We start from the raw sequence: 16,652 nt of genomic DNA on the forward strand, positions 1-16,652 counted from the left end.
TTCCTAGTCCTTTTGTTTATTTCTTTATAAAAAATAGGAATATGTCTGTTTAAATAAAAAAATACTGGTATAATTAAAATTAAGTTTATGAGATTTTGATTAGCGTTAAAAGGAAATTATTAGGAGTGGATTAAAATGGAACGACTTTATAATTTTTCAGCCGGACCAGCGATTATGCCGGTATCCGTATTAAAAACGATACAGGAAGACTTATTGTCTTACCAAGGCAGTGGGATGTCGGTTATGGAATTGAGTCACCGATCTTCCTTGTTCCAATCCATTATGAATGATGCAGAATCACTTTTACGGGAACTCATGACGATTCCGTCAAATTATAAAGTATTATTTTTGCAAGGTGGTGCAAGTTTACAATTTACAATGCTGCCCATGAATCTAGGGAAAACTAAAGTAGCCTATGTCAATACTGGAAGTTGGTCTGAAAAAGCCATAGAAGAAGCTCAGAAAATTGACGGATTAACAGTAGAAGTCATCGCCAGTTCAAAAGAAAATAACTTTATAGAAAATCCAGAAATTCCCGTAATAGATAAAGAATACGATTATGTGCATATCACAACAAATAATACGATTGAAGGAACAGCTTTTCTCAACATGCCTAATGGTGTTGAAGTACCGCTTGTTGCGGATATGTCTTCTAATATTTTGTCTAGTAACTATGATGTATCTGACTTTGGGTTGATTTATGCTGGAGCTCAAAAGAATATTGGACCTGCAGGTTTGACAGTGGTTATTGTTCGTGAAGATTTAATTGGACTAAAAGAAAATTTACCCGCTATGTTGGATTACAAGATACAAGCAGCTAATGGTTCCATGTACAATACTCCACCGACATTTGCTGTTTATGCAGCTAAATTAATGTTTGAATGGCTCAAAGAATTAGGCGGTGTTGCGGAAATTGAGAAAATAAACCGTAAAAAGGCGGCTTTACTATACGAAGCCATTGATTCTTCAAAGCTGTTTCGTTCGCCCGTTTCTAAACATTCCCGTTCCTTAACCAATATTCCATTTGTTACGGGAAATGCTGAACTAGACAAATTATTTATCAAACAAGCCGAAAACCGAGGGATGATCAATTTAAAGGGTCACCGTTCTGTAGGCGGAATGCGAGCTAGCTTATACAATGCTTTTCCAATAGAAGGAGTAAATGAATTGGTAGCTCTTATGAAAGAATTTGAAGCGAAAGTAGAAGGGAAGTAACAACATGTATACCGTTAAAACATATAATGCAATAGCTGAAGAAGGTTTGAAAAAATTTGAAATAGAAAATTATCAATTAAATGAAACGGATAATCCAGATGGTATAGTGTTAAGAAGTCACAATTTACATGGCATGACTTTTCCCAGTCAGCTAAAAGCAATCGCCCGTGCCGGAGCAGGAACCAATAATATCCCAGTAGAAGAATGTTCTGAAAAAGGAATTGTTGTGTTCAATACCCCCGGAGCCAATGCAAATGCAGTAAAAGAATTAATCATCGCTAGTTTACTCTTAGCGGTCCGTCCAATCATTGAAGGGGTGGAATGGGTCAAAACACTCAAAGGTCCAGACGTAGAAAAGAGAGTAGAAGCAGAAAAGAAACGGTTTGTTGGAAGTGAGTTAGCTGGAAAACAGCTAGGAGTTATAGGTTTAGGATCAATAGGAGCAATGGTAGCAAACGATGCTTACCGTCTTGGAATGGATGTAGTGGGATATGATCCTTATGTTTCAGTTGATACGGCTTGGAGCATTTCTAGTCGGGTCAAAAGAGTGCTCACCATTGAGGAAGTCTTAACAACTTCTGATTATATCACTGTTCATGTACCGTTGATGCCTTCAACTAGGGCGATGATCAGTGCCGAGAAGTTACTCTTAGTAAAAAAGGATGCTGTTTTATTAAATTTTGCACGTGGAGAATTGGTTGATGTAGAAGCTGTTATTGCAGCACTTGAAAAAGGAAAATTAAAAAGTTACTTAACCGATTTCGCTGATGAACGTTTAATTGAAATGGATAATGCAGTTGTTTTACCGCATTTAGGAGCTTCAACAGAAGAGGCAGAAATCAATTGTGCCAAAATGGCATCAAGAACATTAAAGTATTTTTTAGAAACAGGCAATATTGTTCACTCTGTTAATTTTCCAAGTGTAGAAATGGTTCTTAACTCACCAATCCGGTTAGCAGTTATCAATCGTAATGTGACCAATATGGTAGCACAAATGTCGATTGGATTAGCAGAATACGACGTAAATATTGTAAATATAATGAATAAAAGCCGAGGAGACTATGCCTACACATTAATTGATGTGGAGTCTATTTCTGAAGAAAAGTTAACAGATATCGTTAAAAAAATTAGTAGTGTCGAAGGTATCTTAAGCGTTCGGGTAATTAAAAATAAAAATGGGAAGTAGGAGGAAATATGGTTAAAATTAAACCGTTTAAGGCTATTCGCCCAACTGAAAAATATGCGAGTGAAATAGCATCTCTTCCTTATGATGTCTTGAATTCAAAAGAAGCACGAGTGATAGGAGATCAGAATGAGAAGTCATTTTTGCACATTGATAAAGCTGAAATTGATTTAGCGGAAGAAAGTTCTCCGTATGCGCAACAAGTGTATCAAAAAGCCGCAGAGAATTTGAAGGCTTTTTTACAAAAGGGTTGGTTGATCCAAGAGGAGACCGAGCAGTTTTATCTTTATCAGTTAACGATGAATGGACGCTCACAAATGGGGTTAGTGGTCTGCGCATCAATTGAGGACTATCTGGAAAAGAACATAAAAAAACATGAATTTACACGTGAAGAAAAAGAAGTGGATCGTATTCGACATGTGGATGCTACGGATGCAAATACTAGTCCGATTTTTTTAACATATCGAGATCAAGAATCGATCGATGCACTCATTAAAAAATGGGCAGCAGAAAATGAACCAATTTATCACTTCTCGAGTTTCCATGCAGTAGAGCATACAGTATGGGTCATTGATCAAGAAGCTGTTAGGGATAAGTTAACACAATTATTTGATCAAAACGTAGCGGAATTGTATATTGCAGATGGTCACCATCGGACTGAATCTGCTGTGAAAGTTGCATTAAAAAGGAAAGATAGGTACCCAAATGCACCAGATGAAGCAGAATTCAATTATTTCTTGGCTGTACTGTTTCCTAAATCACAATTGGCAATTTGGGATTATAACCGAGTAGTAAAAGGACTGATTCAAGATGATTTTTTAGAAAAAGTAGCTGGGAAATTTGATATTGAAAAAGTGCCGTCTCCTTACAAGCCTAAACAGCCAAAGACAATTGGAATGTACGTGAATGACGAGTGGTATAAGTTAACGGTAAAGCCTAGCTTTATTTCAACTCATCCAGTGCAAGGCTTAGATGTCTCGCTCCTACAAGAGCATCTATTGACGCCTTTGTTTGGTATAGAAGATATTCGTACAGATAAAAGAATTGATTTCATTGGTGGAATACGTGGTATGCAAGCACTGAGTGATGCTGTAGATGAAGGGTCGTTTTCAGCAGCGTTTTCTATGTACCCTACGACGATTGATGAACTAATACGTGTTGCAGATAGCGGAGAGGTATTGCCTCCAAAATCGACTTGGTTCGAGCCGAAGTTATTAAGTGGATTATTTGTTCATGATCTTGAAAGTAAGTAAACATGAGGAAATAGTAAGCTGATAAGTTCATTTATTTTCTAGTAATTTACTATCTTTTATGTTAGAGTTAGGGATAGAAGAAACGGTAGACAGGAGGGCAATGAAATTGTACGATACACTTTTAATTGCTGAACTAATTGTATCAGTTTTACTTATCATTGTAGTTGCTATGCAACCTACAAAGACCAGCAATGCTGCTAGTGCATTCACCGGCGGAGCTGAACAATTATTTGGGAAACAAAAAGCACGCGGATTTGAGGCTGTATTGCAACGTGCTACAGTAGTACTTGGAACATTATTCTTTGCGTTGGCACTTGCTCTTGCTTATATAGCAATTAATTAAGGAACTTAGTTAAGCTACCTGAAATCTTCAGGTGGCTTTTTTTTCTAAAAAAATCTACAAGTTCTTTAGAAGAACGACATACTTTTCATAACCTTTCATAGTGTTTGAGTATGAAAAAAGGCAATTATACAGTAAAATAGTAGAATGAAGACTTACAGGAAAGAGAAGAAGGAGAATACCCATGGCTATAAAATCATTTTTTTTTGAAAAGGGACCTCAAGCTGTTATTTTGATGCATGCCTACTCTAGTACACCGAATGACGTACGAATGTTGGGAAGAGCACTGGAGAAAGAAAATTATACCGTTTATGCACCGTTATTCAAAGGGCATGGCACAATGGAACCAGAGGATATTTTAGAGGCATCAACAAAAGATTGGATAGAAGATGCAAAGAAAGCTATCCATTTTTTACAAGAAAAGGGCTATGAAGAAATTGCGGTATTTGGCTTATCTTTAGGCGGAATCATAGCGACAAAAATGATAGTCGATAAAGAACCAGTACTAGCTGGTGGCACATTTTGCTCACCAGTGATTGATTTTCATAAAGGCAATAACGTGAGAGAAGAATTTTTAACTTTTGTGCGTATACTGAAAAAGAAGGCAGGTTATTCTGAGACAGATATAGCTAACCGCATGCCAGAAGTAGAGCGAAAATTAGATAACCAATTAAACGAAATAAGTGAACTAACACAATCAATGAAGGCTCATTATAATGAGGTCGCACAGCCCATTTTCATTGCACAAGCTGGTCAAGATGAAATGATTGATCCACAAGTTGCAATCGCATTTAAAGAAGCATTAACACAAGCTTCCGTCGTCGATTTTCATTTGTATGAAAATAGCAAACATGCGGTAACGGTAGGTGTAGATAGAAAAGCCTTGCAAGAAGATGTTAGCAACTTTTTAAAACAGTTAGATTGGAATGGAGGATAAAAAATGAACGACAAAAAAGCATTACAAGAAGCGATTTTAGTTTTTATGAAAGAACATAAGAAAGTTTCGTTTCAAGTTAGTGATATCAGTGAGGGAATGGGTTTGACTAGTGCAGCCGATTTTAAAGTCCTTGTCAGTTCATTGGCTGAAATGGAACGAGAAGGTAAACTCTTTTTAAATAAAAAAGGGCATTTTAAATTGCCAAGTAATGATCCTGTTTTAACTGGTACTTTCAGAGCAAGCGATCGAGGTTTTGGCTTTGTTTCAATCGAAGATGAAGAAAAAGATATTTATATCCCACCTAATATGACAAATTATGCATTAGATGGAGATAAAGTAACAGTAGACATTATTAAACCTGCGGAACCTTGGTCAGACAAAGGTGCTGAAGGAAAGATAAATGCTATTATTGAACGTAAATTTACTCAATTAGTTGGGGAATTTTATGCTTACAGTGAAGAAGGAATCGAAGAAACGGGTCTATATGGCTACCTTGATCCTCAAGATAAAAAAATTACAGACATTCGTGTCTTTATTGAAGCGCAAGGAATCAAACCGGTTGACGGTTCTATTGTTGTCGTAGAAATAACCTTGTATCCAGACGATGAATTTCCAAGGAGTATGCAGGGAATCGTTAAAAAAGTTGTAGGACATATAAATGATCCAGGAATCGATATTTTAACTATCGTTTACAAACACGGCATTCCAACTGAATTTTCGCCAGAGGCTATACAACAAGCGGATGAAGTACCGGATAGTATTAAAGAATCTGATCTTGAAGGACGTCGTGACTTAAGAGATGAAGTTCTTGTGACGATTGATGGGGCGGACGCGAAAGACTTAGATGATGCTGTAGGCTTGAAATTATTGGATAATGGAAATTATCAACTTGGCGTTCACATAGCAGATGTTTCCTATTATGTAACAGAAGATAGTCCTTTAGATAAAGATGCATTTGAAAGAGGAACCAGCGTATACTTAACCGATCGAGTGATTCCTATGATTCCTCAACGTTTATCTAACGGAATCTGTTCGTTAAACCCTCATGTAGACCGCCTAACGATGAGCTGTGTGATGGAAATGACACCAGATGGAGAAATTGTCGCACAAGATATTTTCCAAAGTGTGATACGGACAACTGAACGGATGACGTATACTGAAGTAAACGAAATATTAACGGATAAGAATCCAGAAACACGTGAAAAATATAGTAATTTAGTGGACATGTTTGAATTAATGGAGAATCTGCACCATACACTTGAGAAAAAACGTAAATCTCGTGGAGCGATTGATTTTGATACAAAAGAAGCCAAAATCATTGTAGACCCTAAAGGCAAGCCATTAGATATTGTATTAAGAGAACGTGGTGTTGGCGAACGTTTGATTGAATCCTTTATGTTGGCAGCGAATGAAACGGTATCTGAACATTTTTCTAAAATGGAAGTTCCGTTAATTTACCGTATTCATGAACAACCGGATAGTGACCGTATGCAAAAATTCATGGAATTTGTTACAGCATTTGGTATTACTGTTAAAGGTACCAGCCAAGACGTTTCTCCTAAAACATTACAAACAGTTGTGAATAGTGTTAAGGGTAAGCCTGAAGAACAAGTTGTTTCAACGATGATGTTACGAAGCATGAAACAAGCTAAATATGATGTGGAACCCTTGGGTCACTTTGGACTTGGGGCAGAATACTATTCGCACTTTACGTCTCCAATTCGTCGTTACCCTGACTTAATTTTACACCGTTTAATCCGTTCGTATGGTGAAAAAGGAACAGGATCCGCTCAAAAAGCAAAATGGGAAAATCGTTTACCAGATATTGCTGAGCAAACCTCAAAAGCAGAACGTCGCGCAGTTGATGCTGAAAGAGAAACGGATGCATTGAAGAAAACTGAATTTATGGCTGATAAAGTTGGCGAAATCTATGAGGGAATCATTGGCTCTGTGTTGAAATTTGGGTTGTTTGTTGAATTGCCGAATACAGTTGAAGGTCTGGTTCATATTTCAAATATGAAAGACGACTACTTTAATTATATCGAGGAACAAATGATGCTCGTTGGAGAACGTACAGGGGTCGTTTACCGTATTGGACAAAAAGTAAAAGTGAAAATAACAAAAGCAGATCCTGAAACACGTGAAATTGATTTTGAATTGGTTCCAGATCCGAATGCACCTAAATATGATGGACCGAAACGTTCAACAAAAGGCAGAGGTAGAGGAAATAGTCAAACTCGCGGAAAAGATAGTGGTTCAAAAGAGAAAATTTCATCTTATAAACCTAAGGGAAAAGAATCAAGCAAAAAGAAAAGCAAGCCTTTTTATAAAGAGGTAGCTAAAAAGAAAAAACCTAAGAAAAAATAATGGGTTTTTAATGAGTTAGGAGTCGATCATAGATGCCAAAAGGTTCAGGTAAAGTACTTGCACAAAATAGAAAAGCGAGCTATGATTTTTCAATATTAGATACAGTAGAAGCTGGAATAGTATTGCAAGGAACAGAGATCAAATCTATCAGAGCAGGTCGAATCAATCTAAAAGACGGATACGCTAAAATACAAAATGGTGAAATTTATTTGCATAATGTTCATATCAGTCCTTATGAACAAGGAAATCAATTTAATCATGATCCGTTAAGAACAAGAAAATTATTGATGCACAAAAAACAAATCACGCGTTTGTTGGGGGAAACAAAATCCAGCGGAAATACGTTGATTCCTTTAAAAGTCTATTTAAAAGATGGATACGCAAAAGTATTGATCGGCTTAGCAAAAGGGAAGAAAAAATACGATAAACGTGAAGATTTGAAACGAAAAGATCAAAAACGTGAACTGGATCGTGCATTAAGATCAAGATAAATACGGTCAAATTTGTCTAATCGTTACTGTTGACTTTGATAAAATAAGTGATGTAAAGTAAGCATATGAAATGTAAGGTTTAAAAATTGGATGTGAAAGAAGGACTAACAATGTCTGTTTACGATTATACAGTTACTGAAATTGGTGGAGAAGAAGTTTCACTATCAAAATACAAAGGAAAAGTTTTACTAATTGTGAACACAGCTACAGAATGTGGTTTGGCTCCTCAATTAGAAGGTTTAGAAAAATTGTATCAAACGTATAAAGAGCAAGGACTAGTTGTACTCGGTTTCCCTTCTAATCAATTTATGAATCAAGAACCTCGTGAAGGTGAAGAAATCGCAAGTTTTTGTCAAAAAAATTATGGTGTTTCTTTTCAGTTTCATGACAAAATTCTGGTGAACGGGAAAAATGCAGATCCACTTTACCACTACCTTACGTCAGAGACAGGAAACAAAAAAATCAAATGGAATTTCACAAAATTTTTAATTGGTCGAGATGGTGAAATCATTGAACGATTTGGTTCAACAAAGGTACCTGAAAAAATGGAAACGAATGTAGAAAAAGCAATAACGAACAGTTAATGGTGTAAAGAGGGGTCTCAGACAAGTAGTCTTGGGACCTTTTTTTTATTAGAGACGTTTTGAAAACTAAAAGCTCTCTTGTAAGAAAGAGAGTTTTTTTAGTACATTTAAGAAGAAAAAAATGAATCAGTAACATGGTATACTGATGTGGTATAGATTATAAAGGGGTGAGAATACATGAACACAACTAAAAAGTATTTGAATTTATTAGCTAAAGAATACCCAACCATTGGAGATACTACAACTGAAATCATCAATTTGGAAGCTATTATGAATTTACCTAAAGGTACGGAACATTTTGTTAGCGATGTTCATGGAGAATATGAATCTTTTCAACATGTGCTCAGAAATGGATCAGGTAATGTAAAAGAGAAGATAAGAGAAATTTTTCATAATCGCTTAAGCCAAAAAGAAATGAACAGCTTAGCAACATTAATTTATTATCCTGAGAATAAAATTCGATTGGTCTGTAATGAATTTGAGGATCAAGAAGAAATAAATGAATGGTATAGCATTACTTTGTCTAGATTAATTGAATTATGTGTATTTGTGGCTTCAAAGTACACTCGGTCAAAAGTTCGGAAAGCTTTGCCAAATGAATTTGCTTATATTATTGAAGAGCTGTTATCAAAAGATGGAGACGGTTATACAAATAAAGAAGATTATTATAGTGAGATTATTGGCAGCATTATTTCATTAGATAGAGGAACTGATTTTATTACGGCTATATCCTATTTGATCCAACGACTTGTAGTAGATCAATTGCATGTTGTAGGAGATATTTATGACAGGGGTCCTTATCCTGATAAAATTATTGATACATTAATGGAACATCATTCGGTTGATGTACAATGGGGAAACCACGATATCTTGTGGATGGGAGCGGCAAGTGGTTCAGCAGTTTGTATTGCAAATGTTCTACGTATCAGTGCCCGCTATGATAATTTAGAAATTATTGAAGATGCTTATGGTATCTCGTTACGTCAGTTGCTTACATTTGCAGAAATGACGTATCCAGAAGATTTGAAAAGTTGTTTTTATCCTAAAATAGACCCTAATAAAGAAGGTTATTTTGAAGATGAAATCCGCCAAATAACTAAAATGCATCAAGCTATTTCAGTGATTCAGTTCAAACTTGAGGGTGAAATCATTAACAGACATCCCGAATTTCAATTAGACCACCGATTAGTGTTAAATGGAATTGATTACGAAAATGGGACAATTATAATCAAAGGAAAAGAATATCCGTTACTAAATACTAATTTTCCGACGATTGATCCAGCAGATCCTTATAAATTAACTCCAGAAGAAGAGTTTGTTGTCGAAAAATTAATCACAGCGTTTAAAAATTGCGGACGTCTGCAACACCATATTTCTTACTTGTACAGCAAAGGCAATATGTATCTTACGTATAATGATAATTTATTGTTCCATGGCTGTATGCCTTTGACGGAAAATGGTGAATTTATGGGAATGAAAATCCAAGGGAAACAATACGCTGGCAAAAAATTATTGGACAAGTTTGAGGAAGTACTAAGAAAAGGGTATTTAAATAAGGGTCATAAAGACAATGACAAGTATTTAGATTATGTATGGTATTTATGGACCGGTCCAGTTTCTTCACTTTTTGGAAAAGATCAAATGACGACATTTGAACGGTATTACGTTGCAGATAAAGTTACTCATGAAGAAAAGAAAAATGCTTATTACGCTATGCGCAATGATGAAAAAACATGTGAAAAGATTTTAAGTGAGTTTGGATTAGATCCTCTTAAAGGGCATATCATTAATGGACACACACCCGTGAAAGAAAAACGCGGAGAGGATCCTATAAAAGCGAATGGACGAATCATTGTCATTGATGGTGGATTTTCTAAAGCATATCAAGGAACAACTGGGTTAGCGGGGTATACTTTGTTGTACAACTCTTATGGAATGGTTTTAGTTTCTCATCAACCGTTCACTTCTGTAAATGACGCGATTGAAAATGAAATAGACATCATGTCTACCAGAAGAGTGATTGACCGAGAATTAGACCGCAAAAAAGTTCGAGAAACCGATGTGGGTAAAGAACTAACTAAGCAAGTCAGTGATTTGAAAGAATTATTAGAAGCTTATCGTAATGGAGATATTGTTGAAAAGCAAAAACAAAATTACTTCATTCTTAAGTAATAAACCTTTTTAACACAATGTTTACTTAAAACTAAACGGATGTTTATATTATGGCTCGTTTTTTTGGTACAATAAGGTAGATACTAAAAGAATAAACACAACTACTGTACTGGAGGAGATTTTTTATGGAAGAAGGCTGCACTTTTTATTTTGTACGTCATGGCCAAACTTACTTTAATCATTACAAAAGAATGCAAGGGTGGTCTAACACTCCGTTAACGCCAAAAGGACGCGAAGATGTTCGCAGCAGTGGAAGAGGTTTAGCAGATGTTGAATTTGATGCCGCTTATACAAGTGACTTAAGTCGTACGATTGAAACAGCGACAATCATATTAGAAGAAAATAAAAAAGGCAAAGAGATGACACTAAAATCGATGCCAGAATTTCGTGAAGTTTTCTTCGGATCATTCGAAGGTAGCGATGTGGATGAAACGTGGGGAAAAGTGAATGAAGAAATGGGTTATTCAAGTGTGGCTGAGATGTGGGCTGAAACGTCTATTCCTGAACAAATGAATGCCTTTAAAAAAGCCGATCCTTACCATGATGCTGAAGACTTTTTAACGTTTTGGCTTAGAGTAGAACAAGGACTGATCAAACTAGTGGATAAACATCGTGATACCGGAGATAAAGTGATGATTGTTGCTCACGGAAATACCATTCGGTACTTGCTGAATAATTTGGTTCCAGAACTTGAAAATCCACAACCGTTATTGAATGCAAGTGTCTCAGTTGTAAAATATTACAATGGGAGATACCATTTGGAAGCCTACAATGAAGTTGGGCATTTTATAGAGTTGTAACATAGGCTAAAAAGTTTTTTTACAAAAAGGAGATTAATATGGTACTGCCAAAAGCATTAGTTTTTTTCGATTTAGATGGAACACTTTTAAATAATAAATCTGAAGTAGACCAAGAAGTCACTCTTGCTTTAGAAAAACTGAAAGAAAATGGAGGAGTTCCATTTATCGCCACAGGAAGAAGTCCTCTTGAAATTCAACATGTACTAGACACTACGCCTATAGAATCGTTTATCACGCTAAACGGTCAATACATTATGTATGAAGGCAAAGAAATTTACCGCAGTCAAATGCCTAAAGAGTTACTGATTCGCTTAAAAGAAGCGGCTGACGACTTAAACTTAGCCGTTTCTTTTTATACAAGTGATAAAATTCGGGTTACGTATACTTCTCAAGAAGTAGAGAGTGCCTATAACTTTCTTCATGCAAAAGCACCTGATGTTGATACGGCTATTCATTTAAATGAAGAAGTCTTAATGGCATTGATTCTAACGACTGATACGTCTATTGATGATCAATTTAGAGGGAAATTTCCTGAATTGTCTTTCTATAGGAATACACCCTACAGCATTGATGTGATCACAAAAGGCAATTCAAAGGCTACTGGTATTCAAGAATTGGTCAAATTAATGCAATTTGATAACATTCCGACGTATGCATTTGGAGACGGTCCAAATGATCTCGAGATGGTGAGTCATGCTGATTACGGTGTAGCCATGGCAAATGGCATTGATGTGTTAAAAAATACTGCGGATTATATAACGTCTAGTCACGTTGAAGGCGGAATTATTGAAGGATTAGAGTTTTACGACTTAATTAAATAAGCTGATAAAGCTAAAAAGAGATATTAGGATTTTTCCTAATGTCTCTTTTTTTTGTATGGAAAAACTGGAATATGCATTTTGTATACATAATAATATTAATAAGTGTATAAAATAATTATTTTACTCTTTATAGTTGCATAAATAATTTTTTTTGTTATAATAAGAATAATTAAAAACACATGAAAGTAGGTTAAAAATTGATGAAAGCAGCTATTGTTGGTGCAACGGGATATAGCGCATTAGAACTTATCCGTTTATTAAACCGTCACCCGCATGTAACCGTTACGGAACTAATCTCGCATACTCATGATGAAGAACTGCTGAGCGATATATATCCTCATATGAAATCCATTATTGAAAAACCTATGATTGAATATGATCTTTCTTATCTTGAAAAAGAAGTAGATGTATTGTTTTTTGCAACGCCAGCTGGTGTAAGTAAGGCGTTGATTCCAGAGGTTTTAAAAACATCTCTGCAATGTATTGATTTAAGTGGAGATTTTAGATTATTAAAGAAGGATTATGAAGAATGGTATGGAGCAGAGGCTGCAGCAAGTGAAGTGCAAGAAAAATCCACTTTTGGATTAGCTGAAATTTACAAAGAAGAAATAAAAAATGCTGCTTTCATTTCTAATCCAGGATGTTACTCAACTGCTGCTTTATTAGGATTGATTCCTATTGTCCAAACGGAATGGATCACCAAAAAGAACATCGTTATTGATGCAAAAAGTGGTACTTCAGGCGCTGGACGTACACTTTCAAGAATGACTCATTTTTCAGAAATGAATGAAGCACTCATTCCTTATAAGTTTGGAAAGCATCAACATACACCTGAGATTGAGCATTACTTATCTAAAGAAGCGGGTGAGGAAATAAAAGTGACTTTAGCCACCCACTTAGTACCTATGACCAGAGGACTATTGTGTACTATGTATCTTCCATTGAACCAATCCGTAACATCAAAAGACACCTGGGAATTGTACCAATCCTTTTATGAACAGGATCCCTTTATTCGTCTTCAACCACTGGGATCATTGCCTCAAACCAAACAAGTAACTGGAAGCAATTACGTTGATATAGGCATTCATGTCGATGAACGAACAGAACAATTGATCATTGTTGTAGCGATAGATAATTTAGTCAAAGGAGCAGCAGGTCAAGCAATTCAAAATTTGAACTTAATGAATGACTGGCCGATTGACAAAGGGTTAGAATATAGCCCTTTATACCCTTGAAAAAGTGAGGAGAAAAATGATGATGGCAACAGATATTACGCAACCTATACAAAAAATTCATATTCTAGAGGATGGGCATGTTACGTCTCCAAAAGGTTTTACGGCAGGAGGTGTACATACTGGTCTACGAAAAAAGGCTCTTGATTTTGGATGGATCCATTCAGTGGTACCTGCTACTGCGGCAGGGGTCTACACATTAAATAGTTTTCAAGCAGCTCCACTGAAACTGACCAAAAAGCATGTAGATACAGCAAAAAAAATCCAGACAATCGTAGTGAATTCTGGAAATGCTAATTCTTGTACGGGTGAAGATGGTATGAAAAAAGCACACGCAACAGCGGAATTGGTTGCAAAAGAAAAAGGTATTGAAGAGCATCTAGTAGCCATTGCTTCTACTGGAATCATCGGCGTTCCTCTACCATTTGAACCGATAAAAAAAGGCATTCACTACCTAAACGATCCGCTTTGTCAAAACGTAACCGATTTTGAACGGGCTATTTTAACAACGGATATTGAAACGAAGCAGATTGCGGTGGAATTTGAGATTGATGGAAAACACATTACTGTTGGGGGAGCTGCAAAAGGCTCGGGTATGATCCACCCTAATATGGCAACGATGCTTGGTTTTATTACAACAGATGCTGTTGTAGATAGCAAAAGCTTAGAAGAAGCATTGAAAGCAACGACGGATAAGACTTTTAACATGATTACAGTTGATGGAGACTCGAGTACCAATGATATGGTACTTGCGTTAGCCAATGGAACACAAGGCAATACTCTTTTAAATCAAGATCACCCACAATGGGCAGTTTTTTTAAAAGGCTTTCAATATGTTTGCAAAACACTGGCTAAGTCGATTGCACGTGATGGAGAGGGTGCTACCAAATTAATTGAAGTAGAAGTGATTGGAGCAGAAACAAATGAAGCTGCTCAAGCTGTGGCCAAATCAGTTATTTCATCGAATTTAGTAAAAACAGCCATGTACGGTTCTGATGCCAATTGGGGAAGAATTATTACGGCAATAGGATACAGCAATCAAAAAATTGAACCGGAACACGTAAAAGTTCTGATCGGTGATACAGTAGTGGTTGAAAAAGGGATTGGTGTTCCTTTCGATGAAGAAGCTGTTATGCTTACGCTAGTGAAGGATGACGTCAAGCTGACCATTGATTTACAACAAGATCAGCATTCAGCAACAGCATGGGGTTGTGATCTAACCTATGATTACATTCGTATCAATTCATCCTATCGGACATGAGGTGAGAAAATGGATATACTGATTATGAAAATCGGCGGAAGCATACAAGATAAATTACCAGAGTCATTCTATCAAATGATTGCCCAACTACAACAAACAAAAAAATGTTATCCGGTGATTGTTCATGGTGGAGGTCCAATGATTAATGAGTTATTGGAAAAATTAGCGATTCCTACAAAATTTGTCAATGGATTGCGTGTGACCACCAAAGAAGTGTTAACAGTAGTAGAAATGGTTTTAAGCGGCTCCATCAACAATGAAATCGTAACTCACTGCCAAATTCAACAATTACAAGCCATTGGAATGAGTGGCATTGATCATGGCTTGCTAAAGGTCAAACCTATCCAAACTACTGAAGAAATTGGTTTTGTTGGAGAAGTGACTGAGGTCAATACAGCTTTTCTAATGAGCTTACTGGAAAATAATATCATTCCAGTGATCTCGCCTATAGGAATGGATGAGACAGGTCAACACTACAATATCAATGGGGATATGGCAGCAGCAGCGATCGCAAAAGCGTTAGGCGGAAAGCTAGCATTTATTAGTAATGTTCCTGGAGTCATGGAACAAAAAAAAGACCATTTGAAAATTCATTCTTCACTAACAAAAGGAGAAGCAGAACAATTGATCAAAGAAGAAATCATTACTGATGGAATGATTCCTAAAGTGCGTTCTGCTATTAAAAGTCTTTCTGTTCATATGAAACAAGCGGTTATTTTGAATGGACTGAAACCAGAAGATATTGCAAGTTATCTAAAGGGAAATGAAGTAGGTACACGATTTGTCTATAAGGAGGAAGTAGTCTATGTCTAAACAAGAAAACCAGGCCGTTCTTATGTCAACTTATTCGCGTTTTCCAATCACCATTACTAAAGGAAAAGGAACGTATGTATGGGATGACAAAAATGAAAGGTATCTAGACTTTACATCGGGTATTGCGACATGCAACTTAGGGCATGTTCCTGATCCAGTAGCACAAAAGTTGCACCAACAATTAGATACATTATGGCATTGTTCCAATTTATATGAGATTCCATTGCAAACACAATTAGCAGAAGAGCTCGTTCATTATTCGCAATTTGACCAAGTCTTTTTTTGCAATAGCGGAGCAGAAGCTAATGAAGCAGCGCTAAAAATTGCTCGTAAATATGCAAAAGATCATGGTCATTCAGAACGCACATCGGTTGTTTCTTTTAAAGACTCCTTTCATGGAAGAACCTTTGCCACGTTGTCTGTAACCGGACAAGAAAAAGTCCAAACGGGGTATGAACCTTTAATGCCAGGTGTACGGTCTTTAAATTTTAATGAAGAATCTGACCTTGGGAAAATTCATAACGGAAAAACAGCTGCAGTCTTGTTGGAACTTGTTCAAGGAGAAGGTGGAGTCAATCCGGCACATAAAGAGTGGCTTCATTCTTTGCAAGACATCTGCCAAGCGTACGACATTCTTTTAATGGTTGATGAAGTTCAAACGGGTATGGGAAGAACAGGAACATTATTTGCTTATGAACAATACGGTATTGAGCCAGATGTTATGACTCTAGCAAAAGGTTTAGGATCGGGATTTCCAATCGGAGCAATGCTAGCTAAAACACATGTTGCAAATTCTTTTACTCCAGGAACCCACGGCACAACTTTTGGAGGGAACCCATTAGCAGCTGCAGCCGGAGTAGCTACTTTAAGCGAAATGACCAAACCAGGATTTATGACAGAGGTGCAGAAAAAGGCCGCTTCTTTTAAAGAACAATTGGAACACTTAGCCAACCGGTCTAATGTGATAAAAAATGTAAAAGGAATGGGTTTTCTAATCGGAATTGAAGTAGATATGGAAGCCAAAGAACTCGTAACTTTATTGCAAGAAAAGTATGTTTTGACGTTAACAGCAGGTTCGCAAGTCTTACGTGTTTTGCCACCTTTGACTGTTACAACTGAAGAAATAAACGAGTTTCTTCAAAAATTTGAAGAAGTGCTCATTTCAATGCAAAAGAATAAGTGA

At 36.4% G+C, this 16,652-nt stretch carries 15 protein-coding genes; all 15 read left to right on the forward strand.

The window, feature by feature from the left end:
* Positions 1-135 precede the first annotated feature (135 nt).
* Positions 136-1,215, forward strand: coding sequence for a 3-phosphoserine/phosphohydroxythreonine transaminase (gene serC / locus ACKI3H_RS02645; RefSeq protein WP_407370738.1), 1,080 nt, complete (start codon positions 136-138; stop codon positions 1,213-1,215).
* A gap of 4 nt (positions 1,216-1,219) precedes the next feature.
* On the forward strand, positions 1,220-2,401 hold the full coding sequence (locus ACKI3H_RS02650) for a 3-phosphoglycerate dehydrogenase family protein (RefSeq protein ID WP_407370739.1): 1,182 nt from the start codon (positions 1,220-1,222) through the stop codon (positions 2,399-2,401).
* 8 nt (positions 2,402-2,409) lie between these two features.
* The gene (locus tag ACKI3H_RS02655) at positions 2,410-3,651 is read left to right on the forward strand and encodes a DUF1015 domain-containing protein (protein WP_407370740.1); all 1,242 of its coding nucleotides are present in this window, start codon (positions 2,410-2,412) and stop codon (positions 3,649-3,651) included.
* A gap of 106 nt (positions 3,652-3,757) precedes the next feature.
* Positions 3,758-3,994: a preprotein translocase subunit SecG gene (gene secG / locus ACKI3H_RS02660; protein WP_035021456.1), complete on the forward strand. Its 237-nt coding sequence runs from the start codon at positions 3,758-3,760 to the stop codon at positions 3,992-3,994.
* A 181-nt stretch (positions 3,995-4,175) separates the two neighbouring features.
* Complete coding sequence (locus ACKI3H_RS02665) at positions 4,176-4,928, forward strand: alpha/beta hydrolase (RefSeq protein ID WP_407370741.1); 753 nt, start codon at positions 4,176-4,178, stop codon at positions 4,926-4,928.
* Between the two features lie 3 nt (positions 4,929-4,931).
* On the forward strand, positions 4,932-7,295 hold the full coding sequence (rnr, locus tag ACKI3H_RS02670; RefSeq protein ID WP_407370742.1) for a ribonuclease R: 2,364 nt from the start codon (positions 4,932-4,934) through the stop codon (positions 7,293-7,295).
* 32 nt (positions 7,296-7,327) lie between these two features.
* Positions 7,328-7,786 carry an SsrA-binding protein SmpB gene (gene smpB, locus ACKI3H_RS02675; RefSeq protein WP_407370743.1) on the forward strand — a complete coding sequence of 153 codons (459 nt, stop codon included), beginning with the start codon at positions 7,328-7,330 and terminating at the stop codon, positions 7,784-7,786.
* Between the two features lie 110 nt (positions 7,787-7,896).
* The gene (locus tag ACKI3H_RS02680; protein WP_407370744.1) at positions 7,897-8,370 is read left to right on the forward strand and encodes a glutathione peroxidase; all 474 of its coding nucleotides are present in this window, start codon (positions 7,897-7,899) and stop codon (positions 8,368-8,370) included.
* A gap of 177 nt (positions 8,371-8,547) precedes the next feature.
* Positions 8,548-10,542, forward strand: a complete 1,995-nt coding sequence (locus ACKI3H_RS02685) for a fructose-1,6-bisphosphatase (RefSeq protein WP_407370745.1) — start codon at positions 8,548-8,550, stop codon at positions 10,540-10,542.
* A gap of 125 nt (positions 10,543-10,667) precedes the next feature.
* Entirely contained in the window at positions 10,668-11,342 is a 675-nt protein-coding gene (locus ACKI3H_RS02690) for a histidine phosphatase family protein (protein ID WP_407370746.1), read from the forward strand.
* Positions 11,343-11,380: 38 nt separating this feature from the next.
* Complete coding sequence (locus ACKI3H_RS02695; RefSeq protein ID WP_407370747.1) at positions 11,381-12,163, forward strand: Cof-type HAD-IIB family hydrolase; 783 nt, start codon at positions 11,381-11,383, stop codon at positions 12,161-12,163.
* Positions 12,164-12,363: 200 nt separating this feature from the next.
* A complete protein-coding gene (argC, locus tag ACKI3H_RS02700) occupies positions 12,364-13,398 on the forward strand; it encodes an N-acetyl-gamma-glutamyl-phosphate reductase (protein ID WP_407370859.1) in 1,035 nt (344 codons plus the stop codon).
* Between the two features lie 22 nt (positions 13,399-13,420).
* Positions 13,421-14,656, forward strand: a complete 1,236-nt coding sequence (argJ, locus tag ACKI3H_RS02705; protein ID WP_407370860.1) for a bifunctional ornithine acetyltransferase/N-acetylglutamate synthase — start codon at positions 13,421-13,423, stop codon at positions 14,654-14,656.
* Positions 14,657-14,665: 9 nt separating this feature from the next.
* The gene (gene argB / locus ACKI3H_RS02710) at positions 14,666-15,469 is read left to right on the forward strand and encodes an acetylglutamate kinase (protein WP_407370748.1); all 804 of its coding nucleotides are present in this window, start codon (positions 14,666-14,668) and stop codon (positions 15,467-15,469) included.
* On the forward strand, positions 15,462-16,652 hold the full coding sequence (locus ACKI3H_RS02715; RefSeq protein ID WP_407370749.1) for an acetylornithine transaminase: 1,191 nt from the start codon (positions 15,462-15,464) through the stop codon (positions 16,650-16,652). The genes argB and ACKI3H_RS02715 overlap by 8 nt, the downstream gene beginning before the upstream one ends.

The organism is Carnobacterium sp. (genome assembly GCF_045617425.1).
In the GTDB taxonomy this organism is placed as follows: Bacteria; Bacillota; Bacilli; order Lactobacillales; family Carnobacteriaceae; genus Carnobacterium_B.

Bases quoted from the DNA above. Each gene is read 5' to 3' on its own strand.
- serC (WP_407370738.1), top strand. From the start codon at position 136: ATGGAACGACTTTATAATTTTTCAGCCGGACCAGCGATTATGCCGGTA.
- ACKI3H_RS02650 (WP_407370739.1), top strand. From the start codon at position 1,220: ATGTATACCGTTAAAACATATAATGCAATAGCTGAAGAAGGTTTGAAA.
- ACKI3H_RS02655 (WP_407370740.1), top strand. From the start codon at position 2,410: ATGGTTAAAATTAAACCGTTTAAGGCTATTCGCCCAACTGAAAAATAT.
- ACKI3H_RS02665 (WP_407370741.1), top strand. From the start codon at position 4,176: ATGGCTATAAAATCATTTTTTTTTGAAAAGGGACCTCAAGCTGTTATT.
- rnr (WP_407370742.1), top strand. From the start codon at position 4,932: ATGAACGACAAAAAAGCATTACAAGAAGCGATTTTAGTTTTTATGAAA.
- smpB (WP_407370743.1), top strand. From the start codon at position 7,328: ATGCCAAAAGGTTCAGGTAAAGTACTTGCACAAAATAGAAAAGCGAGC.
- ACKI3H_RS02680 (WP_407370744.1), top strand. From the start codon at position 7,897: ATGTCTGTTTACGATTATACAGTTACTGAAATTGGTGGAGAAGAAGTT.
- ACKI3H_RS02685 (WP_407370745.1), top strand. From the start codon at position 8,548: ATGAACACAACTAAAAAGTATTTGAATTTATTAGCTAAAGAATACCCA.
- ACKI3H_RS02690 (WP_407370746.1), top strand. From the start codon at position 10,668: ATGGAAGAAGGCTGCACTTTTTATTTTGTACGTCATGGCCAAACTTAC.
- ACKI3H_RS02695 (WP_407370747.1), top strand. From the start codon at position 11,381: ATGGTACTGCCAAAAGCATTAGTTTTTTTCGATTTAGATGGAACACTT.
- argC (WP_407370859.1), top strand. From the start codon at position 12,364: ATGAAAGCAGCTATTGTTGGTGCAACGGGATATAGCGCATTAGAACTT.
- argJ (WP_407370860.1), top strand. From the start codon at position 13,421: ATGGCAACAGATATTACGCAACCTATACAAAAAATTCATATTCTAGAG.
- argB (WP_407370748.1), top strand. From the start codon at position 14,666: ATGGATATACTGATTATGAAAATCGGCGGAAGCATACAAGATAAATTA.
- ACKI3H_RS02715 (WP_407370749.1), top strand. From the start codon at position 15,462: ATGTCTAAACAAGAAAACCAGGCCGTTCTTATGTCAACTTATTCGCGT.